This is a genomic window from Vibrio sp. V33_P6A3T137, assembly GCF_009904835.1.
Lineage (GTDB): Bacteria > Pseudomonadota > Gammaproteobacteria > Enterobacterales > Vibrionaceae > Vibrio > Vibrio metschnikovii.
The window spans coordinates 1-23,349 of sequence record NZ_WXWK01000151.1; the positions used below are offsets into that span (position 1 = coordinate 1).

Here is a 23,349-nt window from a genome sequence, read left to right on the forward strand (position 1 = left end):
ACTCTGGACATGAAGTTTCCCGGACAACGCAAATCGAAACACTACTTCCCTATTCACGCCCGTGATCCACTTGTAAACCAAATACAACAAACGCCTAAGCTTCGTCATCCAACTGTGGTTGGTGTTGGGCAAACGATTGTTGATATTGAAGCCAGAGTAGATGATGCTTTTTTAGCCAAATATCAATTAAGCAAAGGCCACTCGCTGGTTTTAGAAGAGAGTCAAGCCGACGCTCTTTACGAAGAACTGATCGAACGCAAACTCATTACCCATTTATACCCGGGTGATACCATTGGTAATACGCTGCACAACTATTCTGTGCTCGCCGATAGTAAATCTGTCTTACTGGGTGTCATGTCTAAAAATATCGAAGTGAGCTCTTACGCCTATCGATATTTATGTCAAACCTCTTCACGCATGAATCTAAACCATCTACAAACGGTGGATGGTCCAATCGGTCGTTGCTATACCTTGATCTCAGAAGATGGTGAACGAACGTTTGCGATTAACGAAGGGCATATGAATAAGCTGCGCGCCGAGAGTATTCCTGAAGAAGTCTTTGCTAAAGCTTCTGCATTGGTCGTCTCTTCTTATCTGATGCGTGGTAAAGCCGAAGATCCGATGCCACAAGCGGTACAACGAGCTATTGGATTAGCCAAGGCTCATCATGTACCCGTGGTATTGACCTTGGGGACAAAATACGTCATCGAAGGTAATCAAACTTGGTGGCAAGAATATCTTAAGCAACATGTCACCGTCTTAGCGATGAATGAAGAAGAAGGGGAAGCCTTAACCGGAGAGAAAGATCCGCTCTTAGCTGCCAATAAAGCCTTAGATTGGGTGGATTTAGTATTGTGCACTGCTGGCCCTGTTGGATTATACATGGCAGGTTATGTTGATGATTCAGCAAAACGTGATACTGAACTACCACTACTGCCTGGTAACATTCCTGAATTTAACCGCTATGAATTTAGCCGCGCGATGCGTAAGGAAGATTGTCAACAGCCAGTAAAAGTCTATTCGCATATTGGCCCCTATTTAGGTGGCCCATTAGAAATCAAAAATACCAATGGCGCTGGTGATGGTGCTCTGTCCGCTTTGCTGCATGATATGGCAGCGAACCGCTATCATCAAAACAATGTGCCTAACTCAGCAAAACATGCGTTACCTTATCTAACGTATTCATCTCTTTCGCAGGTTTGCCGTTATGCCAACCGAGTCAGCTATGAAGTTTTAACACAGCACTCACCTCGTCTATCGAGTTCATTACCTGAACGCGAAGACAGTTTAGAAGAAGCGTATTGGGATCGTTAATCTCTCTAACCCACCTTCGTGCATGACATAAAACAATGACTGAAGAGACGTCATCACTTTTGACCACAGCCGGGCTCAACCTAGCTGTGGTCAATTTTATCGAATCGAGCATCATCTTCTTAAACTCAAGAAAACTCATCGAGATTTCCTTAATTATCACAAATTTGACTTATAACTGACTGATAATACACATTGTTAATTGAGCGCTACTGAACGACACGTTATAGTAGGTTACGGATAACAATATTAAGATCAGGTGTACTGGCATGTTGTTGACAGAAGAAAACACTATCGAACCGCCTCATTCACTTCTCAGTCGTCACCAACAGCGTTTGATTCATATCTTCGATATCTTTAGTGAAGGTATTTTCCATATGGACCGATATGGAACCATGACTTTTTATAATCCGAGTTTTTATCAGCAGTTTGGCTTTAATTCGGCCACTATTGGTTTAGAAAATTGGATGGCGTTGGTTCACCCACTCGATAGGATGGCACTAGAACAACGCGTCGATGGTCATCTTAATCAGGAAAGTCGAGTCACCACTGAATATCGCGCAAAAACCGTTGATGGTCGCTATATCTGGTTACTGGGCACTGCGGTAACTAAAGTCGAAAACGGTGAAATGTTTATGGTCGGCAGTCATCGAGATATTTCTGAACAAAAAAAGATGACGTCTTTTCTGCAACAAGCCGCATTTTATGATGTGGTTTCTGGTATGCCGAATACCACAAAGTTATTGCGAGACATTGATGATGCTAAACGTGCTGCATCGCCAGCGACACTGATATATATTCAAATTGAAGATATTAAATCCTACCTAAATCAGTACAGCGCTGAAGTCATTCAACATATTCTTCATCATATGCATAATGCGTTAAGTAATCTGATTCATCACCACTCGACACTGTATCGCGTACGTTCCGACGATTTTGCTATTTTATTACGCGAATCCGTGTCAGACCAAGATTTACCTCTATTGTGTCAATCGATTCTTGAGCGTTACTCTCACTCTGCTCAAGAGCAAGGTCACCTATTGGGTGACCGAATGAACATTGGTGTTTTACCGCATTTTTCGGATCAACTCAGCGCGGTACAAATTCTCAATATTGCGGCACAAACCTGTCAGTACGCGGGAGAAAAAAGTCGCTCAAGAATCGAGATTTACGCAGGGAAAACTCAGCATACAGTGGATCGCTACTTTTTTATTGAACGCGGTTTAAAAGAAGCGTTATGTCATCACTCTTTGTCGGTTAAATTTCAACCCATCATTCATGCGCAAACCGGTAAAGTCGCCAGCTTTGAAGCTTTAGTTCGTTGGCGGTCGTCAGAGTTTGGTGAGATCTATCCAGATGAGTTTATTCCGGTAGCGGAAAAAAAGGGACTGATCACCGAGTTAGGCTATCAAGTCTTTGAAAAAGCTTGTCAGTTTATTCATCGTTATCATGTTCAGCATGGTTCAAGTACGCGAGTGAACGTCAATGTGTCGGTTTTGCAACTGCTCAACAGCAATTTCCCAGCCAATATCAAAATGATGGCTGATGCCGCTGGCGTCTGCCCTTCATCCATCGTGCTCGAGCTGACCGAAACCGTGATATTGGACGGCAACCGACATGCTTTAAATCAACTGAATACACTCAGTAAGATGGGGTTTCAACTGTCACTGGATGATTTTGGCGCTGGCTTAAGTTCCATTTATAGCTTCTTTGATTTGCCCCTAAATCAAATCAAAATTGATCGAACAATGGCTTTGAAGACACTGACGAATGCCGCCTCTGAAGAGTACTTACGATTTATTGTGCAGCTATGCCGCTCAAGAGGCATGGATATTGTGATTGAAGGGATAGAAAACAGCGCAATGCAGCAAAAATTTTGCCAAATGGGCGTCAACTATCTACAAGGTTACTGGTTCTCGAAACCTCTTTCTTTAGCCACCGCCAGCCGCTATACCCTACTCAATTAAACCTATCACTTCCTCTTTTGCTGATAACGTGCGTACCCTAAAAGTAATAGTACAGCGCTGATCAAGCCATCAATAGCACCACCTCCCGAAGCATTAGGCGACGCAATACTTCCTGAGTCTGCAGCAATGGGCGCAGGAGAAACCGATGAATTACCACTCCCCGCTAAAAATGCTAAACGCGCCTCTTCTGTAACGATATAGTTGGCCGTCAGCTGTCCATTTAATACTTGATCTATCCATTGACGATAACCATAAATCTCCGTAAATACGGAGGTAACCTGTGATTGTGGAAAACCTACGCCACATTCCGCGGGGCCAAAACTTGTGATGCCCACTTGCACCAAATGACCCGCATTATTCCAGTAGATAGGACCTCCCGAATCCCCTTGACAAGTTCCATTAGCAAGACGGCTATCAGGATTAATGCCGTCCCCTTTAAAACAGAGATGATGTGGATTTAACGCGAACGGCGTAATATCCAACTGACAACGAGCATTCGATACATACTGCATAGTGGTAAACAGTAATCGGTCATCTTCATCAAATCCTGAACGCGTATTACCGTGACCCACCGCTTCAAAAATACCGTCATTATCGTCATCATCACGACCATTAAATCCAAGTCGATAAGCTTGGCTCGTTGGTCGATTCACAAACCCTTGCCCATTTAGCCCTCGCTCTAAACGGATGATCGCGATATCGTTCGCCCATAATGAGTTAACGGAATCATCGTAATTGGGATGATAGAAAAACGCTTCGCCACGTACTGTGGTGATATTACCGTTAGGAAAATCCGATTCATTATCAACTTGAGTCGCTACCGTAAACAGTAACCATGGAATATCTAACGATCCTCTTCCATCAAACAAACAGTGCGCTGCAGTTAATACGTGTCGATCGTCAAGCAAAGTTCCACCACAAAAACTCGCCGGACTGTAGCGACGATCATATTCAATACGATCATAAAACAAGCTAACGAATGAAGGATAAGTGGTAATCGTCGTCGGTTTACCATTAACGATACGTGATGTCAGCTCAGCAAAAACCATGGGGCTCATCAATAGCGTGAGGCATAAAATAACCATCTGAATGGGTTTCTTTATCATAGACACCTCATATATCTAGCTAAGTAAGATAGTTAAAGTGTAGTTCTAGATAACGGAATCAACCCAAAAAACTTGATACAGCAAGTGAATAGTGCGTCATCAACCTCGATAAACAGAGGTCAATAATAAGATGAGAATCGGCGAACTGATCCAACCGAATTAGCAATTCAAATTGTAAGAAGGAAAGAGAAAAGAAAACCAGTAGACTCGTGGTATTTTGCAAACAATTACCGAGTGAGTCATTGAAAAATTAAGGCCTTTGAGCGAAGAGAAAAAGAATAGAGCAGCATGGTCGTGCTGCTCTATTCTTAACATTAACCGAGAAGAGATAAGTAAATAATTCGCTATCCTCGATAATAACGTTGGGGGACGAATGGCATCTTCTCAATCGTCATCGGCAGCATTTTACCACGGACTTCAGCAAACAACTCATGGCCAATCACCGCGAGATCCGCTCGAACATATCCCATTGAAATAGGCTGCTCCGCTGTCGGCCCGACGGTTCCACTGGTAACGATACCCACTTTATTACCATCAGAATCGAACAACTCTGTTCCTTCCCGAACAGGCGCTTTAGTTTGACCCACTAATCCCACTCGCTTACGATCAACCTGTTTGCTCTCTATCTGTTTTAGAATAATTTCAGCACCGGGAAACCCGCCAGCCCGTTCGCCACCGATCCGGCGCACGGGTTGTATCGCCCAAAGCAGACTGGCTTCTACTGGCGTGGTGGTTTCATCCAAATCATGACCATACAAACACAGGCCACACTCTAAACGTAGCGAATCACGAGCTCCAAGGCCTATCCACTCGATATCGGAATGCTCCGCTAATGCTTGTGCAAACGCGACAGCTTTATCAGCAGGTACGGAGATTTCAAAGCCGTCTTCTCCTGTATATCCACTACGGCTGACAATGCATTCAATGCCGTTGATCGCTAAAGTTTGGATATCCATAAAACGCATATCTGCTACCGCAGGTTGCCACTGAGCCAATATCTGAGCCGCCTTTGGACCTTGCAGAGCAAGTAGTGCTCTGTCTTCAATGACTTCCAAGTGGACCCCAGCAGGTAAATGTGCGGTTAAATGGGCTATATCCTGTGCTTTACAGGCTGCATTAACCACTAAAAAAAGATGATCGCCTAAGTTGGCCACCATCAAATCATCTAAAATACCACCTTGTGGATTGGTGAAAATCGCATAACGCTGCTTACCAACCGGTAAATCGATGACATCAACCGGAACTAAACGCTCTAAAGCCGCGGCCGCATCAACACCATGCAAACGCAATTGTCCCATGTGTGAAACATCAAACAATCCAGCCGCTTGACGCGTATGTAAATGCTCTTTTTTAACACCGAGCGGGTATTGAACCGGCATATCATACCCAGCAAAAGGGACCATTTTTGCGCCTAATTCAACGTGCACAGCATGCAAAGGAGTAGTCAGTAGCGAATTTGAGTGGGGTTGTTGCGTCATTGTTTTCTCCATGTGGCGAGTTGCCGATCAAGCCGCCAGTTGATTGAGCGCTCTCTTGATAGCCATATCATCACGCTCAAGTGTTTGGCTTAAGTTTCCAATAATAAACAAGAAAAACAAGCATGCGCTTATTTTGATTGCCGAACAAGTTGCAGCCAAGACACGCTGCGAGAATTAACACTTAGATCACAATTTACTTATCCGTCTTTGCAACAAAATGGCTTCAACCGACAGGTCCGTTACTTTGCCGTAACCCATAAAATCAAGGCGTCTTGCTCACTAACAGACACTAACATATGCCCCATCGTCGCATCATAATAGACACTATCGCCTTCGCTAAGAGGCACTGGCTCATAAAACTCACTATAGAACAGCACTTCACCGCTCAAAATCAGCAGGAACTCTTCGCCGTCATGCCTTACCCAATCGGGATAATCGCTAAAATCTCGAGCGCGGATGGTGCTTTTGAACGGCATCATTTTTTTATTGGTCAACTGTGTTGCCAATAGCTCATGTTCATAAGTAGGCGTTGGATGTGGTTTCCCTAGTCCACTACGAGTAATATCTCGACGACCAGTAGCGATAATTTTCTTTGGTGGGTCAAAGAGTTGAGGCATATCGATTTGCAATCCATGCGCGAGTTTTTGCATCGCTTGGAAGGTCGGCGAAATCTGCTCGTTCTCTATTTTACTTAAGGTAGAGCGAGCCAATCCCGTTCTCTGACTCGCCTCTTCTAGGGTAATTCCCAAATTCGCTCTAACTTGCTTAATGCGTGGCCCTAATTTAAGTGGCTCGATGTTTTCTGAGCGATCTTCTTTAGCTAATGTCATGGATGGATACTCATCATGAATGGGCTCTGTCATGCTTATTATCCTGTAGTGAACCGCTATCAATAAGTATCATTGTGCATCAAGCCTGACACAGAAAAAAGAGTCACTCGCAAGTAAAGCGTGCTTTAAGTAGCAAAAACAGCACTCTTGTTTCCTATAGGAAATTTTTAATTGATTGTTGATTTGGCAAGGGGTATGTTACCAACATGTTAGCCAAGCAATCGTTTGGTTCAATGACGTTTAATACCCTCAAAAAGAACAGATTGGCTCAATTCAGTGAGCAAGCACACAAAAGTTCTTTTTGAACTATTGCACACTCGCTCGGCGAGCGTTCGCTACCAATTTGGAGAAAAAACAATGGATAAAACACTGAAGTTTACTGATAGCCATGAATGGGTGCGTGATAACGGCGACGGTACCGTCACGATTGGAATTTCAGAACATGCCCAAGCGATGCTGGGTGATGTGGTGTTTGTCGAGTTGCCCGAGCTAGAGAGTGAATTTGACGCAGGGGATAATTTTTCCTTGGTTGAATCGGTCAAAGCGGCATCTGACATTTATGCTCCGGTATCGGGCATGGTTATCGAAATTAACGAAGAACTATCCGATCGCCCAGAGCTGATCAATGAAGAACCTTATGACTCTGGCTGGATTGTTAAAATCAAAATGTCCGATGCTTCTGAACTCGATGATCTTAAAGATGCCGATGAATATCTGACGTTGATTGAAGAAGATTAATTGATCAACAAGCTGCCACCTAATAGGTCGAAGCCACTTGATATGGTGAAGACCAAGGCAGCTTTTCATCATGATTCTTATTCACGACAACCCAGTGATACCAATTATCCGTCAACGCTTATCGGTATAATTAGCGTTATCGAACATGATGGTAAGCCATACTACAGCTCTATCTATAGGTAAGGGAAAATGACCGAGTTACTGCACCGCCTAAGCACACAAAACGAATTTATTGCACGCCATAACGGACCACGCGTCAATGATCAACAGACCATGTTAGCCACTATTCAGGCTTCCAGTCTTGATGCGCTAATTAACGAAACCGTCCCCGCGAATATTCGCTTAGAAGCCGCCCTTGATATTGGTGAGCCGCAAAGTGAAACCAACATGCTCGCGACGCTGAAAGCCTTTGCTCAACAAAACCAGATTAAGCGTACTTTTATTGGTCAAGGTTACTACAACACGTTTACGCCTCACGTTATTTTACGCAATGTACTCGAAAATCCTGGTTGGTACACGGCTTATACTCCTTATCAGCCTGAAATCTCTCAAGGTCGCTTAGAGTCGCTGCTTAACTATCAACAAATGATCATCGACTTAACGGGTATGGAGATCGCCAACGCGTCATTATTAGATGAAGCGACAGCGGCCGCAGAAGCCATGGCGTTATGCCATCGCGCTGGTAAAAGCAAAAGTAACGTCTTTTTTGTCGCGGACGATGTCCATCCTCAGACGATTGAAGTCATCAAAACCCGAGCTGGATTCCTTGGCTTTGAAGTGAATGTCGCGCCTATCGAGAGTTTGGCGGAGCAAGATGTGTTTGGCGCATTACTGCAATACCCAAATACTCGCGGGGAAGTGCGCGATTTAACTGCCATCATCGAACAAGCGCATCATAATAAAACTTTGGTCACCGTTGCCACCGATTTGCTGGCCAGTGTGCTGCTTAAACCGGCCGGAGAGATGGGTGCGGATGTTGTGATTGGCTCAGCACAACGCTTTGGTGTGCCAATGGGCTATGGTGGCCCTCATGCCGCATTCATGGCCACTCGTGATACTCATAAGCGCACCATGCCAGGTCGTGTGATTGGGGTTTCCATCGATGCCAAAGGCAATCAAGCGCTGCGCATGGCAATGCAAACGCGTGAGCAACATATTCGCCGTGAAAAAGCCACCTCCAACATTTGTACTGCACAAGCGCTACTGGCGAATATGGCAGCCTTTTACGCGGTATACCATGGCCCTGAAGGACTTAAAACTATCGCGCGTAGAACCCATCATTTCACCGCGATTCTTGCCGCCGGGCTAACCAAAGCGGGCCATGAGTTAGATCATCATAGCTTTTTTGATACGTTAACCATCAACACTGGATCGGCAACAGAAAAGCTTTATCAGCAAGCGCAGCTAGCCGGAATGAATCTACGTAAATCGGCGCAGCAAATTGGTATTAGCTTGGATGAAACGACGACGGTTGAAGATATCAAAGCCCTATTTGGCATTTTTGCTGTTAACGAAGCGATTGACGATTTATCGACCACCATTGCTGACAATGAATTAGCTGCGATTCCTGAATCTTGCCGCCGCCAATCCAGCTTCCTTACTCATCCTGTGTTCAACACGCATCATAGCGAAACGCAAATGCTGCGCTATATGAAGAAACTGGAAAATAAAGATTTCTCTTTAGCTCACGGTATGATCCCACTTGGCAGCTGCACCATGAAGCTCAATGCCACCGCTGAAATGATCCCGGTCACTTGGCCAGAATTTGGCGCGTTACATCCGTTTGCACCAAAACAGCAAGCGCAAGGTTACGCCGCACTGGCTAACGACCTTAAACAGAAATTATGCCAAATTACTGGTTACGACGCTTTTTCACTGCAACCAAACTCTGGCGCTTCTGGTGAATATGCGGGTCTGATTGCTATTCAGCGTTATCACCAAAGCCGTGGTGAAGGGCACCGCGATGTGTGTTTAATCCCAAGTTCGGCTCACGGTACTAACCCAGCGACCGCTTCCATGTTATCGATGAAAGTGGTGGTCGTGAAATGCGATAATAATGGTAACGTTGATCTGACTGATCTGGCGGCAAAAATCGACAAACATCGTGCAAATCTTTCCGCGATTATGATCACCTATCCTTCCACTCATGGCGTCTATGAAGAACAAGTACGCCAAGTGTGTGAAATGGTGCACCAAGCTGGCGGCCAAGTGTATCTCGACGGTGCCAATATGAACGCACAAGTTGGCCTCACCTCTCCCGGTTTTATTGGTTCAGATGTGTCGCACCTTAACCTGCATAAAACCTTCTGTATTCCACATGGTGGTGGTGGTCCAGGCATGGGACCGATTGGGGTTAAATCTCATTTAGCGCCTTTCTTACCCGGGCATATTGAAGGTGGTGTGGAAGGCACACAATACGCCGTTTCTGCCGCGGATTTAGGCAGTGCGTCGATTTTGCCTATTTCTTGGGCTTATATCACCATGATGGGCTCAAGCGGATTAGAACAAGCAACCAAATTGGCGATTCTTAATGCCAACTACATTATGGAGCGCCTGCGTCCACACTACTCCATTTTATATCGTGGTCATAATGGTCGTGTCGCGCACGAATGTATTATTGATATTCGCCCATTAAAAGAGCAAAGCGGGATCAGTGAAGAAGACATCGCCAAGCGCTTAATGGATTATGGCTTCCATGCGCCAACCATGTCATTCCCTGTTGCGGGTACACTGATGGTTGAGCCAACCGAATCCGAAAGCTTAGCTGAGCTCGATCGTTTCTGTGAGGCTATGATCGCTATTCGCCAAGAGATAGATAAAGTGCAAACTGGCGAGTGGCCATTAGAAGATAACCCACTAGTCAATGCGCCGCACACGCAAGTCGATTTAACCGTTGAGCAATGGTCACATCCTTATTCTCGCGAAATCGCTTGTTTCCCATCAGAGCACAGCAAAACCACCAAGTACTGGCCAACCGTCAATCGCGTCGACAACGTCTATGGCGATCGTAATCTGGTCTGTACCTGTCCAAGCATTGATAATTACGAAGAGTAATAAACCGCGACGATCACTCGTCCCTAGTTCTGTGCTAATTTGAAAATCAATGGCGAGCTTAATGGCTCGCCTTTTATCCTCTCTTATCAAGGCAAACACTGTTAACACAAAGATTTCCTTGGTTTCACCTTGAGAAACTGAGACAATACAGCGTCAATTCCTACAAGATTATTATTCATGAAACTGTTAGTTAGAAATTTATCCCGTACTACCACCGAACAAGACATCCGCGTTTTATTCTCCGCTTTTGGTGAAGTAAAAGCGTGTAATCTAGTACTGGACCAAATCACAGGTCACTCAAAAGGCTTTGCATTTGTCGAAATGCCAAATCTCGAAGAAGCCAAACAAGCCATCGCGAATCTCAATTTAAGTGATGTCCATAAAAGCAAGATTCGCGTTAAAAAAGCCGATTAAGCGTTTTTTACACAGCGTATACACAAGATATTAGGCGTTAAGCATACACCCTAACTCTTTGTTATTCATACACAAGCTCCCTAAAAACAATCAGACATGAAAAATAGTTCTCGCTATTTAGGATTCTGTGTGTATAGTTAAAGTTGGCTCTTACAGAAGAGTTGTTAATGTAAATTCAGTGTAAGTTTTGTTTTATACAAGTCGCGAAACCTTTCGTTAAACCTGTGTCAACTTCACCTAGATAGACCATTCAATAGCTTGCGTTATCAGCCAAAATTCATTCTATTAAATTTAAGATATTTAGAGGTAACTATGTCTGGTAAAACGACTGGTACAGTAAAATGGTTCAACGAAACTAAAGGTTTCGGTTTCATTTCTCAAGACAACGGCGGTAAAGACGTGTTTGTTCACTTCAACTCCATTGTCTCTGATGGCTTCAAAACATTAGCTGAAGGTCAAAAAGTAAGCTTTAATGTTGAAGAAGGCAAAAAAGGTCCACAAGCGACTGAAGTAACGCCTCTGTAAGCTAAATTTCAAAACGCAGTGCTCTGCACTGCGTTTTACTTCCCCCCTGCACTCTCGTTTATTCTCCGCTTATTGCAGTCTCACTTTATTAGGAAATCTATGTCTAGAAGATCGACCAGACAACGTCAATGGTACAAATTGTCTCGCAAGAAAGAAGCTTTTTATAGCAACAAATAACTCTCCTTTGTCTTAATCTATTGCCTGTTATCCATGGCTCTGCTTAACCATCATACCTCCGATTAGCCTGCTGACATCATTAGTTCGTCAGCATGTAACGGAAGGCTGAGATGTCTCTTTTTACTATCATTCTCCTTTACAAGCATTTTTTACACGTTACTATCGCAGCAAAATGGTCTTCTTCACCCTATTTAGCCTTACTACGAGGGTTTTATGCTGTCAGATAGTGAGATTTGCCGTACAACTCCCCTACAAAACATTGAGCTCATCGCTAAAAAAGCTGGCTTATTGACTGATGAATTTCACAACCAAGGCTCTTATAAAGCCAAAGTTTCATTACACTGCTTACAACGCCTTAAAAATGTCTCTTCAGGAAAATTAATCTTAGTTACAGCCATTACTCCTACGCCACTTGGCGAAGGTAAAACGGTGAACACGATAGGCTTAGCACAAGGTCTTGCGCACTTAAACCAATCCGTTATCGCTTGTATCCGTCAACCCTCCATGGGACCGATTTTTGGTGTCAAAGGCGGAGCGGCAGGTGGTGGCTATTCACAAGTTGCACCGATGGAAGAGCTCAACTTACATCTTACCGGTGATATTCATGCCGTCACTTCGGCGCATAACTTAGCCGCAGCAGCGATTGATGCCCGTCTATACCACGAAACTCGTCTTGGTTACGAAAATTTCTCCACACAGACAGGGTTACCTGCACTGCGAATCGATCCTAAACGTATTGTTTGGAAACGAGTGGTCGATCATAACGATCGCGCCCTGCGTTACATCACTGTCGGCCGTAATCCTGAAGGCCAAACAACGAACGGCATTGAACGAGAAGACGGCTTTGATATTTCCGCCGCTTCTGAATTGATGGCGATTTTAGCGCTGGCGAAAAACTTAGCCGATTTACGTCGCCGACTTGGTCAGATTATTCTCGCTTATGATCTCGATGGACAAGCGATTACCGCCGAAGATCTCAAGGTCGCGGGGGCTATGGCGGTTTGTATGAAAGACACGATAATGCCAACGTTAATGCAAACCTTGGAAGGCGTTCCAACCCTCATTCACGCGGGTCCCTTTGCCAACATTGCCCATGGTAATTCATCGATTATTGCTGATGAGATTGCCAGTAAGTTAGCGAATTACACCGTGACAGAGGCTGGTTTTGGCTCTGATATGGGCTTTGAAAAAGCGTGTAATATTAAAGCCAATGTAGCTAATAGAGCCCCAGATTGTGCCGTTATCGTCGCAACTTTACGTGGAATTAAAGCCAATTCAGGGCTATTTGAATTCAAGCCGATAGACAGTCAGTTACTTTTTCAACCCGACAACGCGGCACTGACCACCGGCTTCACCAACTTACAATGGCATATCGATAATGTGAATCGCTATGGTATTCCAGCCGTGGTGGCCATCAATCGTTTTCCACAAGATAGCGAAGAGGAGCTTCAGCAACTAGTTAGTCTGATTAAACGTCTACCTAATGATGTCAAAGTCACTGTTTCAGATGCCTATTCTCAAGGAGGGCATGGCGCACTAGACCTTGCCCAGCAAGTCATCGCTCAATGCCAAAAAACCACACATTTTAAACCTCTTTATCAAGCGCAAGATTCACTACTCGATAAACTCACTGCGGTTGCGAAAAGTTATGGCGCAACGACCATCGAGCTTAGTGCACTGGCTAAGCAACAACTGGCCGAATTAGAAACGCTACCTTATCAGCATTTCTCCGTTTGTTTGGCTAAAAATCCGATGTCTCTCACCGGAGATCCAGCCATTAAGGGTGCGCCCAAAGCCTTTACTCTCACCATTAGAGAGTTAAAACCATGTGCTGGTGCGGAATTCATTTATGCCTTATGTGGCAACGTGCTTACCATGCCCGGACTTCCAGCAAAACCCAGTTTTATGGCGATTGATCTCGATAATGATGGCAACATCATTGGTTTGAGTTAACCAATAACTGATCAGCAAGAGCAATTTCTTCACTTTGTTGCTCTTTCTTGCTCTATTTTACGTATAGATAACAGAGTCTTGATATTGTCGATAAGACACTACTGCTTAGCGTGCTTAAACAATGGTAATACACTCCGCTTTTTAGCACGACGGCCGTTTTAAATAGGCAATAATCACCATCACTGGTCATCTAAATAAAATAGGTAAAGGGCAAGATGAAGCGTTTTACAATATGGTTTTCCTCCAGCGTGCTAACGCTATTAGTTCTATTCTCTATCACTACTCGAGCGAATAATCCGTCTTTATCCGCAGCAGAGTCGTCTTATGCAATCGCGACTTTAGCGGGAGGATGCTTCTGGTGTACAGAGGCCGATTTAGAAAAACTCGAGGGCGTCGTCAATGTTGTCTCTGGTTACGCAGGTGGTACATTAGCAAACCCAACCTATCAGCAAGTATCATCTGGAAAATCGGGACATATTGAGGTCATTCAAGTCACTTTTGATGAGCATCTGGTCAGTTATGAACAAGTGTTGGATTATTTCTTACGCCACATCGACCCAACAGACGCAAAAGGTTCGTTTGTAGATCGCGGGCTACAATATCGACCAGCGATTTTCTACCATGATTCAACCCAAAAGCAGATCGCTCAACAGTTAATAAAACAAGTGGATGCTTTAGGTATTTATCAAAAGCCCCTGAATACTGAATTGATTGAGTACACCGAATTTTGGCCTGCGGAAGAGTACCATCAAGATTTTTATAAAAAGAATCCGATTCGTTATAAATACTATCGTCATGCTTCAGGACGAGATCAATATTTAGACCAGATTTTTGGTCGTGAGCGTAATAAGAACCCCATCACATTACGTCAATTGATTGACAAATCGCTTGCAGAACAAAACATCAAGACCTACCACAAGCCATCGCCTGAAGAGATTCGAGCCAAGCTAACAGATGTACAATATTATGTCACTCAGCAAGAAGGCACGGAAAGGGCTTTCAATAATGAATACTGGGATAATCATCAACGCGGTATTTATGTAGACATCGTCACTGGGGAACCACTCTTTTCGTCGCAAGATAAATTTCGCTCAGGAACAGGCTGGCCAAGCTTCACCAAGCCGATTAATTCAGCGTACATTATTACCAAAAGCGATTTTCGTCTTTTCTATACCAGAACTGAAGTACGCAGTCGGTTCGGCGACTCACACCTTGGTCATGTCTTTAAGGACGGTCCGGCACCTACTGGCCTGCGTTACTGTATGAACTCTGCGGCAATGCGTTTTATTCTAGAAGAGAAAATGGCAGCGGAAGGATATGGCGATTATTTGCCCTTGTAGCATGAATTGGGCTGATATTGGACGAATAAGGTTGTTGCTCTACAACCCGAGAGATTGAGCTTAACTCGATAACGTCGTGCAATCTCATCACTCGCGCCAGCGGCAAATAAAAAGCCCCTCATTATCTCTGATGAGAGGCTTTTTATCTATTAACACCACAACGAGGTATTAACGTAATCCATGCAAAAATTCGGCGCGGGTGGCAGGGTTAGATTTAAATATCCCCCCTAAAGCGGTCGTGGTGGTTACGCTTGTCGCGTCCATGACACCTCGAGACTTTACACAATAGTGGGTAGCATCAATGGTCACCGCAACATCATCCGACTCAAGTAACGTCTGCAACGCAACTAAAATCTGTTGCGTTAAACGCTCTTGCACCTGAGGGCGCTGAGCAAAAAAACGTACAATGCGATTGATTTTTGATAAGCCGATGATTTTACCACGTGGAATATAAGCGACCGCAGCTTTACCATCGATGGTCACTAAATGATGCTCACAGGTACTGGTCACGGTAATATCCTTGACGCGTACCATTTCACTGACTTTCATTTTATTTTCAATGACGGTAATTTTTGGGAAGTTTTTATAATCAAGCCCAGAGAAAATTTCATCGACATACATTTTGGCAATCCGATGCGGTGTCTCTTGTAGACTATCATCCGCTAAATCTAGACCCAGAAGAGTTAAGACTTCACGCATATGAAATTCAATTTGCGCTTTTTTCTCTTCACGGCTAATTGCATTGGGTTGCATTGGCGTTTCCTGACCGCGGCTCTCTAGTGCTGCTTTCACTAACTGGGCGGATTCGCTCAAAATTGACATTTCCCCTACCTCTTCATTACCCCTCTCGAATGGCAGACAAGAATACTCGGATTTTTGAATAATTACATCCCTATTTTATGGGCGGACATTATTGTCATGCCCTTTCTGTGTTAAAGTACCGACAAAAATAACCACCATAGGATCAACAATATGGGCTGTTGTGATGCGCTGGGCTTAATGCCGATTGAAGATGCGCTGCATTCCATGCTTTCTCGTATTACCCCAGTGAATCAAACACAGCAACTTCCGCTTGCTGAAGCTCTGGGGTTTGTCTTAGCCGAAGATGTTCTCTCTCCGATTCCTGTGCCTCCTTTTGATAACTCAGCAATGGATGGCTATGCCGTCAGACGAGCTGATATCGTCCATAATCAACCCTTGCCCGTAGCAGGAAAATCGTTTGCAGGTCAACCATTTACTGGAGAGTGGCCACCACTGACCTGTATTCGGATTATGACTGGCGCACAAATTCCAATCGGTTGCGATGCGGTGATCATGCAAGAGCAAGCGCAAGTCACCGAGCACGGTATTCAATTTTCTGTGAACCATGTTCAACCCAATGCCAACATTCGTCCGATGGGCGATGATATCGGACACAATGATCTAGTCTTGCGCAAAGGTGCACGCTTAACCGTTCGTGATATCCCAATGATCGCGACTTTGGGTATCAGTCATGTGAACGTATTACGTAAACCTAAAGTCGCCTTTTTCTCTACCGGAGATGAACTAAAACCACTCGGTGAGACGCTCTCTGAAGGACAGATTTACGATAGCAATCGCTATGGTATTAAACCGTTGATTGAAAATTTTGGCTGCGAGGCTATCGATCTGGGGATCATCCCTGATTGCCCAGCGACATTAAAAGCGACCTTTAATCAAGCGCAACAGCTTGCGGATGTCGTCGTCACGTCTGGTGGAGTTAGTGTCGGCGAGGCTGATTACACCAAAGATATCCTTGCCGAACTTGGCGAAATCGGTTTTTGGAAGCTCGCGATAAAACCAGGTAAACCTTTTGCTTTTGGTCGATTAGAAAACGCTTGGTTTTGTGGTTTACCGGGCAACCCGGTTTCGGCGATGCTGACTTTGTATGTTCTGGTACAGCCTATGCTGGCCAAACTGGCCGGACACAGCGAATGGCAAGCGCCTCAGTCTATTCCTGCACGAACCAAAAGTCCCTTCAAAAAATCGCCAGGCCGCACCGACTATCAGCGTGGTATTTATCACCTTGAAAATGGACAGTTTGTCGTAGAGAGCACCGGCAATCAAAGTTCTGGCGCCTTTCGTTCAATGAGCCTTGCTAATTGTTTTGTGGTATTAGAGCAGGATCGTGGGCGAGTAGAGGCTGGTGAAATCGTGAATATTCAGTTGTTTAATGCTTGTTTATCTTAAGGAACACTATGGATATTTTATCTGACCAAGAGATGCTGCGTTATAACCGGCAAATCATCCTTAAACAGTTTGATTTTGAAGGGCAAGAGGCGCTTAAACAAAGCTCTGTATTAATTTTAGGTGCAGGAGGCTTGGGCTGTGCCTCCAGTCAATATCTGGCTACGGCAGGTGTCGGTACGATAACCTTGATCGATGATGACTGCGTCGAACTATCGAATTTACAGCGCCAAGTGTTACATAGTGATGCCGATGTCGGTCGTAAAAAGGTCGACTCTGCAGCAGAATCATTGCGCCAACTCAATCCCTATCTAATCGTCAATACGGTGGATCAACGTTTGGCTGACGAGCCGCTAAAACGCTTAATCGAACAACATACTGTAGTAGTCGATGCTTCGGATAATGTCGAGGCGCGTAATCAATTGAATCGACTCTGCTTTGCAACGAAAACGCCGTTAATATCTGGCGCGGCGATTCGTATGGAAGGCCAAGTCTGTATATTTCGATACCAGCATCCTGATGAACCTTGCTACCAATGCTTAAGTGCTCTTTTTGGCCACCACGTACTCACTTGCGTTGAAGCGGGAGTAATGGCACCTGTCGTCGGTATTATTGGCGCAGTCCAAGCCATGGAAGCGATAAAAATCATCGCCGATTATGGACACACCAAACTAGGTAAGCTTTTAATCTTGGATGCCTTATCAATGACCTGGCGTGAGATGACTTTACCTAAACAGGCCAGTTGCCCAATTTGCCACACCTGAAGGATAACGACGTGAAAAACGCGGTATTGTTATTTAGCCGCATGCTCACTACTCCCCCCTTATTATAAGGAATAAGCCGCATGTCCCCACTGATTACTCCAACTTGGCTCTATGAACATTTAAGCTTACCTCAGTTAGTCATTTTGGATTGCAGCATTGAATTTCAGATTCCGAGCGAAGGTGAAAAAGATTGGCAAAACAAAATCCCCGGCTCACGTCGATTTGATTACGACCATGAATTTTGTGATATTGATAGTGCTTTGCCACACATGATGCCTGCCCAAACGCGTTTTAATCATCTCGCGCAACAATTGGGCATCAACCAAGATTCAGTGATTGTCGTCTACGATAATAGTGGGACGTTTGCTTCTCCCCGCGCTTGGTGGATGTTCCATGCTTTCGGTCATCAGCAAGTCTATATTCTCAATGGTGGATTACCAGCATGGAAAAAGGCAGGCTATCCTTTGACTCAAGCGTACTTAACGACCGTAGAGAACGGTGATTTTACTGGTGAACTTGAGCCGCGTTACTTTGTTGATGCTAACTACGTATTGAGCAAACTCAACGATCCGGCCAGCCTTACCATCGATGCACGCTCAGCAGAGCGTTTTCTGGCTCAGATTCCTGAACCTCGCCCAGGCATACGAAGTGGTCATATCCCGCATTCATGCAATCTGCCCTTTACTCACTTGATGAATGGTGGCGAGCTAAGACCAATCGACGAATTAACCCCTATTCTCGCCGATAGTCTATCGGCTGCTGATGAGTATCTGTTTAGCTGCGGATCTGGCGTGACGGCGTGTATTGTTCTTCTCGCCGCTTATCTTTGTGGTTATCAAAACCTCGCCATTTACGACGGTTCATGGACAGAGTGGGGACAACGTAATGAGCTACCTATCGAGCCATCCTGATCGCGTCATTATCATTGACGGATGGTACTGCGTTAATCATCTACTGCACGTTGCGCATCTGCTCATCGAGGTTTAATACTGTCAGAGCATTACTGACACTCGTGGCAATAACATCTATCGCTCCAGTGCGTAATGCTCCCAGCAACGCCAGCGGCTTGCTATTTTCAGCCGCAATAGCGATCACTTCAGAGATGGGTCGAAACTCTTCAATCCCTAATCCAATCACTCGATCACTCATCACGGTATTGGCGATTTGCCCATGAATATTAAAGAAATCGTAACCAGCAAAATCGCCAACTACGCCTTGCTGTAAACGAGACTGAACAACTTCATCGGGGGTAAACCAACCGAGATCAACCATATAACTGTTTTCACTCATATCGCCAATCCCTACTAAGGCAATATCGGCTTTACGAGCTAAATCTAAGGTTTGCTTAACCGTCGCATTTTGCATAAAAGCCAATTTTTGCGCGCGATTTTCCGCATAAGCCGGAGCGTATAGCGTTTCAGACGTACCACCGTATTTTTTGGCCATTTGGCGACAAATATGATCGGCATTAAACATCCCCCCACGAGGATGAATACCACCAATACTGCATACAAACTTACAATCTCGTGGCGTAATGACGCCGATATGATGGGCAACTGCCGAGACATTTCGTCCTTGTCCGATAGTCACGACCATGCCATTTTTTAACGTGCCGGATAGATAATTTGAAACTAAGCCCGCAACTTGTTGCCTTTGTTGTTCTTCATTCGGTTGATCCAAGGCGACTAGGGCACGTTTTATACCAAAACGTTCAATCAATCGCTGCTCAATTTTCGCGCTAAAAACAGGGTGGTATTTAACGGTGATTTCGACAATACCTTCATCACGCGCCTGCTTGAGCATACGTCCAACTTTCGCTCGTGAGATAGCAAATTTTTTAGATATCTCTTCTTGGGTCGCTCCATCTTGATAATAAGCGACAGAAACTTCCGTTAGTAAATCGGTACTTTCAACAGATATATCTTGATGCAAAGTCGTCATGATGATCTCTTTATTCTGCCAACCCATTGAAGTTAAGAGCCGCAGCGAATAGGTGGATGACAAAAAACATGTGCACGCTGACAATTAACGCTTCAAACAGTAAGGATCGGGCGCGCAAAAAAACGAATATTGAGCATATGCTCATCGTGCTAGGATAAGTGAAGTCCGCCTCCATTTGCAACATTTGTTCATGACAATGACATTTTCTCAGCGTAACAGGTTTCTCTCAATCAACCCTTGTCGTAACTAGCTTCGATTAGGCAAACGTTTCTTTTTCTACCTGCGAAATAAATAACATAAAATTGTTGATTCACATCACCATAAGCCACTAACTATGATTGACTTTCTAACTGGATAAGATAAAGATGGTCACATCATTTACTCAACGAACGAGCAAATGTTCATAACATAAGTTCGGTCGCTGATCATAATTGCGTTAGCTTTTCTGCCATACATTGGCTTGGCCAAAAGAAATAGGATGAACGATATGAGCAACAAATTAGAGCAACTTCGTAAACTGACCACTGTGGTTGCAGATACTGGTGAAATCGATGCCATTAAAAAATACCAACCTGAAGACGCTACCACTAACCCTTCGCTGATCCTAAAAGCTGCCCAAATCGCAGAATACGCGCCGCTGATTGATGCTGCTATCGACTACGCAAAATCGCAAAGTTCAGACAAAGCACAACAAATTCAAGATACCTGCGATATGTTGGCAGTGAACATTGGTAAAGAGATCCTGAAAACGATTCCAGGACGCATCTCAACTGAAGTCGATGCTCGTCTCTCTTACGACACCGAAGGCAGTGTCGCTAAAGCTCGTCAACTGATCAAAATGTATAACGATGCTGGGATCAAAAATGATCGCATCCTAATTAAACTGGCTTCAACGTGGGAAGGTATCCGCGCGGCGGAGATTCTTGAGAAAGAAGGCATTAACTGTAACCTAACCCTATTGTTCTCTTTCGCGCAAGCTCGTGCTTGTGCTGAAGCTGGTGTATTCCTCATCTCACCATTTGTTGGCCGTATCATGGACTGGTACAAAGCAAAAGAAGGTCGTGATTTTGCACCGCAAGAAGATCCAGGCGTAGTCTCAGTATCCACAATCTACAACTATTACAAAGAGCACGGCTACAACACAGTAGTGATGGGTGCAAGCTTCCGTAATATCGGTGAAATTTTAGAGCTTGCGGGTTGCGACCGCTTAACGATTGCTCCATCACTACTGGCTGAGCTTGAAGCAGCAGAAGGTGAAGTGGTTGAGAAATTGGTCGACTCAAAAGGCAGCAAAGCTCGCCCAGCACCAATGACTCACGCTGAATTCCTATGGGAACATAACCAAGATCCAATGGCAGTGGAAAAACTGGCTGAAGGTATCCGTAACTTCGCCGTTGACCAAGGTAAACTGGAAGTCATGATTGCAGCAAAACTGTAATTCGCTCAAGAATTAAAATTTGGGGAACGATTGACGTTCCCCTTTCCTTTCTAAATCTATTATTTGTCGGTAATTATTATGGAACGTAAACAACTCGCTAACGCAATTCGTGCATTGAGCATGGATGGTGTACAACAAGCCAATTCTGGTCACCCAGGTGCACCAATGGGTATGGCGGATATCGCTGAAGTACTTTGGCGTTCACACCTCAATCACAACCCACAAAACCCACAATGGGCTGACCGTGACCGCTTTGTGCTGTCGAACGGCCATGGTTCAATGCTGATTTACTCATTGTTGCATCTAACTGGTTATGAGCTGTCGATTGACGATTTGAAAAACTTCCGTCAACTGCATTCCAAAACTCCAGGCCATCCAGAGTACGGCTATGCACCTGGCATTGAGACCACCACCGGTCCGCTAGGCCAAGGTATCACCAATGCAGTGGGCATGGCGATGGCTGAAAAAGCGCTCGCGGCTCAGTTTAACAAGCCAGGGCATGACATCGTTGACCACTTTACTTACGTATTTATGGGCGACGGCTGTTTGATGGAAGGTATCTCCCATGAAGCCTGTTCATTAGCTGGTACACTTGGCCTTGGCAAACTGATTGCGTTTTGGGATGACAACGGCATCTCGATTGACGGTCATGTTGAAGGTTGGTTCTCCGATGACACGCCAAAACGTTTTGAAGCTTACGGCTGGCATGTGATCCCAGCGGTAGATGGTCATGATGCACAAGCGATCAACGCAGCGATTGAAGCCGCCAAAGCCGATCCGCGTCCAACTCTGATCTGTACTAAAACCATCATCGGTTTTGGCTCGCCAAACAAATCAGGTTCTCATGATTGTCACGGTGCGCCACTAGGCCACGATGAAATCAAAGCGGCGCGTGAATTCCTTGGTTGGCAATATGGCCCATTTGAAATTCCGGCTGATATTTACGCTCAGTGGGACGCCAAAGAAGCAGGCCAAGCTAAAGAAGCAGCTTGGGATGAGAAGTTTGCGGCTTACGCTGCTGAGTACCCAGCAGAAGCGGCTGAGTTTAAACGCCGCGTTAATGGCGACCTTCCAGCGCAGTGGGAAGAGCAAGCCAATGCTATCATTGCTGAGTTACAAGCTAACCCTGCCAACATTGCGTCACGTAAAGCATCGCAAAATGCCCTTGAAGCGTTCGGTAAATTATTACCAGAATTTATGGGCGGCTCTGCAGACTTAGCGCCATCAAACCTGACCATGTGGTCTGGCTCAAAATCACTCACCGCTGAAGATTTCTCTGGCAACTACATTCATTACGGTGTGCGTGAATTTGGTATGACAGCGATCATGAACGGTATAGCATTGCACGGTGGCTTTGTCCCTTACGGCGCGACCTTCTTAATGTTTATGGAATACGCCCGTAACGCACTGCGTATGGCGGCGCTGATGAAGATCCAGAACATTCAGGTTTATACTCATGATTCGATTGGTCTCGGTGAAGATGGTCCGACTCACCAACCGGTTGAGCAAGTTGCTTCTCTACGCTTAACACCAAACATGAGCACATGGCGTCCCTGTGACCAAGTCGAATCTGCAGTCGCCTGGAAACTGGCCATTGAACGTAAAGATGCGCCATCAGCGCTGATATTCTCACGTCAAAACCTCGCTCAGCAGCCTCGTACGGCAGCTCAAGTGGCTGATATTGCTAAAGGTGGTTATATCCTGAAAGATTGCGCTGGCAAACCAGAGCTTATCTTGATTGCAACCGGTTCTGAAGTGGAGCTCGCGGTGAATGCAGCGGCTGAACTTGAAGCGCAAGGTAAGCACGTTCGCGTGGTTTCAATGCCATCGACCGATGCCTTTGATAAGCAAGATGCCGCTTACCGTGAAGCAGTATTACCTGCAGACGTGACCAAGCGTATCGCGATTGAAGCAGGCATTGCTGATTTCTGGTACAAGTACGTTGGTTTTGGTGGCAAGATCATCGGTATGACGACCTTTGGTGAATCGGCACCAGCGGATCAGTTATTCAAGATGTTTGGCTTTACAACTGAAAATGTGGTGAAAACTGCTAACGAACTATTGGCTTAATCGTTAACCGAAAGCTGATAAACAAAATCCCGCCAAGG

18 protein-coding genes are annotated in these 23,349 nt (G+C 45.0%); 13 read left to right on the plus strand and 5 right to left on the minus strand.

All coding sequences use genetic code 11. The annotated features are described in order from the left end of the window. The first annotated feature begins 9 nt into the window (after window positions 1-9). Together CAG60_RS14510 and CAG60_RS14515 are read left to right on the plus strand one after the other, a co-directional pair. Complete coding sequence (locus CAG60_RS14510) at window positions 10-1,314, plus strand: inosine/guanosine kinase (protein ID WP_158137271.1); 1,305 nt, start codon at window positions 10-12, stop codon at window positions 1,312-1,314. A gap of 266 nt (window positions 1,315-1,580) precedes the next feature. Then, on the plus strand, window positions 1,581-3,278 hold the full coding sequence (locus tag CAG60_RS14515; protein WP_154171164.1) for an EAL domain-containing protein: 1,698 nt from the start codon (window positions 1,581-1,583) through the stop codon (window positions 3,276-3,278). Between the two features lie 5 nt (window positions 3,279-3,283). Here the strand turns inward: CAG60_RS14515 and CAG60_RS14520 are convergent, their stop codons facing one another. The 3 genes from CAG60_RS14520 to CAG60_RS14530 form a co-directional block, all read right to left on the minus strand. Continuing rightward, window positions 3,284-4,384 (minus strand): S1 family peptidase, encoded by a 1,101-nt coding sequence (locus CAG60_RS14520; RefSeq protein ID WP_161439240.1) that lies wholly within the window; start codon window positions 4,382-4,384, stop codon window positions 3,284-3,286. 344 nt (window positions 4,385-4,728) lie between these two features. Further along, window positions 4,729-5,862 (minus strand): glycine cleavage system aminomethyltransferase GcvT, encoded by a 1,134-nt coding sequence (gene gcvT, locus CAG60_RS14525; RefSeq protein ID WP_161439241.1) that lies wholly within the window; start codon window positions 5,860-5,862, stop codon window positions 4,729-4,731. 239 nt (window positions 5,863-6,101) lie between these two features. Continuing rightward, window positions 6,102-6,725 (minus strand): helix-turn-helix domain-containing protein, encoded by a 624-nt coding sequence (locus tag CAG60_RS14530; protein ID WP_004396627.1) that lies wholly within the window; start codon window positions 6,723-6,725, stop codon window positions 6,102-6,104. A 324-nt stretch (window positions 6,726-7,049) separates the two neighbouring features. Here CAG60_RS14530 and gcvH point away from each other — a divergent pair, with 324 nt between their 5' ends. From gcvH to msrB, 6 genes are all read left to right on the plus strand, one after another. After that, a complete protein-coding gene (gene gcvH, locus CAG60_RS14535; RefSeq protein ID WP_004396628.1) occupies window positions 7,050-7,430 on the plus strand; it encodes a glycine cleavage system protein GcvH in 381 nt (126 codons plus the stop codon). A 189-nt stretch (window positions 7,431-7,619) separates the two neighbouring features. Beyond that, on the plus strand, window positions 7,620-10,484 hold the full coding sequence (gene gcvP, locus CAG60_RS14540; RefSeq protein WP_161439242.1) for an aminomethyl-transferring glycine dehydrogenase: 2,865 nt from the start codon (window positions 7,620-7,622) through the stop codon (window positions 10,482-10,484). A 177-nt stretch (window positions 10,485-10,661) separates the two neighbouring features. Then, window positions 10,662-10,898, plus strand: a complete 237-nt coding sequence (locus CAG60_RS14545; protein ID WP_004396630.1) for an RNA recognition motif domain-containing protein — start codon at window positions 10,662-10,664, stop codon at window positions 10,896-10,898. Window positions 10,899-11,210: 312 nt separating this feature from the next. Beyond that, complete coding sequence (gene cspE / locus CAG60_RS14550; RefSeq protein WP_004396631.1) at window positions 11,211-11,423, plus strand: transcription antiterminator/RNA stability regulator CspE; 213 nt, start codon at window positions 11,211-11,213, stop codon at window positions 11,421-11,423. 390 nt (window positions 11,424-11,813) lie between these two features. Next, the gene (locus tag CAG60_RS14555) at window positions 11,814-13,553 is read left to right on the plus strand and encodes a formate--tetrahydrofolate ligase (protein ID WP_161439243.1); all 1,740 of its coding nucleotides are present in this window, start codon (window positions 11,814-11,816) and stop codon (window positions 13,551-13,553) included. 215 nt (window positions 13,554-13,768) lie between these two features. Beyond that, window positions 13,769-14,893, plus strand: a complete 1,125-nt coding sequence (gene msrB / locus CAG60_RS14560; protein WP_161439244.1) for a peptide-methionine (R)-S-oxide reductase MsrB — start codon at window positions 13,769-13,771, stop codon at window positions 14,891-14,893. Window positions 14,894-15,061: 168 nt separating this feature from the next. Here the strand turns inward: msrB and folE are convergent, their stop codons facing one another. After that, window positions 15,062-15,715, minus strand: a complete 654-nt coding sequence (gene folE, locus CAG60_RS14565) for a GTP cyclohydrolase I FolE (protein WP_004396634.1) — start codon at window positions 15,713-15,715, stop codon at window positions 15,062-15,064. Window positions 15,716-15,865: 150 nt separating this feature from the next. Between folE and moeA the strand changes: the two genes are divergently transcribed. From moeA to CAG60_RS14580, 3 genes are all read left to right on the plus strand, one after another. Next, window positions 15,866-17,101, plus strand: a complete 1,236-nt coding sequence (gene moeA / locus CAG60_RS14570) for a molybdopterin molybdotransferase MoeA (protein ID WP_161439245.1) — start codon at window positions 15,866-15,868, stop codon at window positions 17,099-17,101. Window positions 17,102-17,109: 8 nt separating this feature from the next. After that, window positions 17,110-17,862, plus strand: coding sequence for a molybdopterin-synthase adenylyltransferase MoeB (gene moeB / locus CAG60_RS14575; protein ID WP_161439246.1), 753 nt, complete (start codon window positions 17,110-17,112; stop codon window positions 17,860-17,862). An 80-nt stretch (window positions 17,863-17,942) separates the two neighbouring features. Continuing rightward, window positions 17,943-18,773, plus strand: coding sequence for a sulfurtransferase (locus tag CAG60_RS14580; RefSeq protein WP_161439247.1), 831 nt, complete (start codon window positions 17,943-17,945; stop codon window positions 18,771-18,773). A gap of 40 nt (window positions 18,774-18,813) precedes the next feature. On the opposite strand, the gene CAG60_RS14585 is transcribed toward CAG60_RS14580, so the two are convergent. Then, the gene (locus CAG60_RS14585) at window positions 18,814-19,803 is read right to left on the minus strand and encodes a sugar-binding transcriptional regulator (RefSeq protein ID WP_004396638.1); all 990 of its coding nucleotides are present in this window, start codon (window positions 19,801-19,803) and stop codon (window positions 18,814-18,816) included. Between the two features lie 487 nt (window positions 19,804-20,290). Here CAG60_RS14585 and tal point away from each other — a divergent pair, with 487 nt between their 5' ends. Together tal and tkt are read left to right on the plus strand one after the other, a co-directional pair. Beyond that, window positions 20,291-21,241 (plus strand): transaldolase, encoded by a 951-nt coding sequence (tal, locus tag CAG60_RS14590; protein ID WP_158137263.1) that lies wholly within the window; start codon window positions 20,291-20,293, stop codon window positions 21,239-21,241. A gap of 78 nt (window positions 21,242-21,319) precedes the next feature. Further along, on the plus strand, window positions 21,320-23,311 hold the full coding sequence (gene tkt, locus CAG60_RS14595) for a transketolase (RefSeq protein WP_161439248.1): 1,992 nt from the start codon (window positions 21,320-21,322) through the stop codon (window positions 23,309-23,311). Window positions 23,312-23,349 lie beyond the last annotated feature (38 nt).

What these genes read in the sequence shown, in the direction of transcription:
- CAG60_RS14510 (WP_158137271.1), top strand. Translation starts at nt 10, where the DNA reads ATGAAGTTTCCCGGACAACGCAAATCGAAACACTACTTCCCTATTCAC.
- CAG60_RS14515 (WP_154171164.1), top strand. Translation starts at nt 1,581, where the DNA reads ATGTTGTTGACAGAAGAAAACACTATCGAACCGCCTCATTCACTTCTC.
- CAG60_RS14520 (WP_161439240.1), bottom strand. Translation starts at nt 4,384, where the DNA reads ATGATAAAGAAACCCATTCAGATGGTTATTTTATGCCTCACGCTATTG.
- gcvT (WP_161439241.1), bottom strand. Translation starts at nt 5,862, where the DNA reads ATGACGCAACAACCCCACTCAAATTCGCTACTGACTACTCCTTTGCAT.
- CAG60_RS14530 (WP_004396627.1), bottom strand. Translation starts at nt 6,725, where the DNA reads ATGACAGAGCCCATTCATGATGAGTATCCATCCATGACATTAGCTAAA.
- gcvH (WP_004396628.1), top strand. Translation starts at nt 7,050, where the DNA reads ATGGATAAAACACTGAAGTTTACTGATAGCCATGAATGGGTGCGTGAT.
- gcvP (WP_161439242.1), top strand. Translation starts at nt 7,620, where the DNA reads ATGACCGAGTTACTGCACCGCCTAAGCACACAAAACGAATTTATTGCA.
- CAG60_RS14545 (WP_004396630.1), top strand. Translation starts at nt 10,662, where the DNA reads ATGAAACTGTTAGTTAGAAATTTATCCCGTACTACCACCGAACAAGAC.
- cspE (WP_004396631.1), top strand. Translation starts at nt 11,211, where the DNA reads ATGTCTGGTAAAACGACTGGTACAGTAAAATGGTTCAACGAAACTAAA.
- CAG60_RS14555 (WP_161439243.1), top strand. Translation starts at nt 11,814, where the DNA reads ATGCTGTCAGATAGTGAGATTTGCCGTACAACTCCCCTACAAAACATT.
- msrB (WP_161439244.1), top strand. Translation starts at nt 13,769, where the DNA reads ATGAAGCGTTTTACAATATGGTTTTCCTCCAGCGTGCTAACGCTATTA.
- folE (WP_004396634.1), bottom strand. Translation starts at nt 15,715, where the DNA reads ATGTCAATTTTGAGCGAATCCGCCCAGTTAGTGAAAGCAGCACTAGAG.
- moeA (WP_161439245.1), top strand. Translation starts at nt 15,866, where the DNA reads ATGGGCTGTTGTGATGCGCTGGGCTTAATGCCGATTGAAGATGCGCTG.
- moeB (WP_161439246.1), top strand. Translation starts at nt 17,110, where the DNA reads ATGGATATTTTATCTGACCAAGAGATGCTGCGTTATAACCGGCAAATC.
- CAG60_RS14580 (WP_161439247.1), top strand. Translation starts at nt 17,943, where the DNA reads ATGTCCCCACTGATTACTCCAACTTGGCTCTATGAACATTTAAGCTTA.
- CAG60_RS14585 (WP_004396638.1), bottom strand. Translation starts at nt 19,803, where the DNA reads ATGACGACTTTGCATCAAGATATATCTGTTGAAAGTACCGATTTACTA.
- tal (WP_158137263.1), top strand. Translation starts at nt 20,291, where the DNA reads ATGAGCAACAAATTAGAGCAACTTCGTAAACTGACCACTGTGGTTGCA.
- tkt (WP_161439248.1), top strand. Translation starts at nt 21,320, where the DNA reads ATGGAACGTAAACAACTCGCTAACGCAATTCGTGCATTGAGCATGGAT.